The sequence below is a fragment of the Microbulbifer litoralis genome, assembly GCF_023634065.1.
Lineage (GTDB): Bacteria > Pseudomonadota > Gammaproteobacteria > Pseudomonadales > Cellvibrionaceae > Microbulbifer > Microbulbifer litoralis.
Genome location: NZ_JALKCV010000035.1, coordinates 1 through 1,505, shown reverse-complemented (window position 1 = coordinate 1,505; position 1,505 = coordinate 1). Strand labels below are relative to the sequence as shown.

1 protein-coding gene is annotated in these 1,505 nt (G+C 65.3%); it reads right to left on the bottom strand.

The features are described from left to right. Positions 1–1,505, bottom strand: a 1,505-nt coding sequence (locus MWN76_RS20830; RefSeq protein WP_250465110.1) for an amino acid adenylation domain-containing protein, incomplete at both ends; no start/stop codon positions are given.

The window sequence follows — 1,505 nt, the reverse complement described above, 5'->3', positions numbered from 1 at the left end:
CCACCGCGCTGGAAAAAGTTATCCGTGACCCCGATGTCGTCGCTCTTCAACAACCCCGACCAGATCTCCAGCAGGGTCGTTTCAATCGCATTCGCCGGCGCCCGGCGCTTTGGCACCGCCGACTGGCCGCGCACCAGTGCCTGGCGGTCGATCTTGCCGCTGCGCGTCCGTGGCCAGTCCTCCAACTGCTCGTAGCCGCTGGGGAGCAGGGGCCCGGGTAGGCGCTCTGACAGCTGGGCTTCGATCCCGGACAGATCGCCGCTTTCCAGCACGACGTAGGCCCACAGGCTGTCCTGTTCGAGTTTCACCACCGCGCCGCTCACGCCCTCACAGGCCTGCAGGGCCGTCTCGATCTCGCCCAATTCAATGCGGTGGCCACGGACTTTCACCTGGTGGTCGTTGCGGCCGATAAACTCCAGTTCTCCCGCTTCGTTCCAGCGCACTCGGTCGCCGCTGCGGTAGAGCCGCTCGCGATGTCCGGGTACCGGTTCACATTCGACGAAACACTCGCCCGTCTGCGCCGCACGACCCCAGTACCCCTGGGCAACACTGCTGCCGCCGATGCACAACTCCCCTACCGCACCGCGTGGCAGCGCATGTCCGTGCGCGTCCAGTACCCAGTAGCGGGTGTTTGCCAGTGGTTGGCCGATCGGGACTACGGTTTCGTCGCCGCGCACCCGGTGAACGCTGCTGGTGATTGTGATCTCGGTGGGGCCGTAGGAGTTGTACAGGGCGATGCCTTCGCGTTCCGGTGCGAACCATGCCTGCTGCAGGTCTCGGTCGAGCACATCGCCGCCGCAGGTGACCCGGCGCAGCCGGGTATCGGGCCAGCCCGATACCTCCAGCAGTTGACGCAGGTAGGCCGGGACCACATGCATCCAGGTCACGCCCTGCCTGGCGACATGGGCCAGCAATACTTCCGGCTCGGTGACCCCATCAGGACGCAGGACCACGCTGCCGCCAACACTCAGCGGCGCCAGCAACTGACTGATCGAGGCGTCGAAGCTGATCGAGGCAAACAATAAACCGCGGTCTGTCTCATCCAGTGCATAGTGCTGCGTCAGTGCCGCCAACTTGTCGGCCAGCGCACCATGGCTTACCAGCACACCTTTGGGTTCTCCGGTCGAGCCGGAGGTGTAGATCAGGTAGGCCGGCGATTCGGGCGTGACCGGACTGGCGAACGCCGCGGCGTCATGGCCGTCGGCCTCGGACACCAGAACCACCGCCTGATCATGCAGCGGCAGTTGCGGTGCGAGATAGGCCTCGGTCAGCACATGGCTGATACCGGCATCGCCCAGCAGATACGCCAGGCGCTCATCCGGATAGCCCGGGTCCAGCGGTACGTAGACTGCGCCGGCTTTCATTGTGCCGATTGCACTGGCCAGCATGTCCAGTGTCCGCTCCTGGCAGACACCGACGCGGTTGCCGGGCTGCACGCCCGAGGCGATCAGCAGGCGCGCGATCTGGTTTGTGTGCGCTTCCAGGTCGGCGAAGCTGCGCGTTTC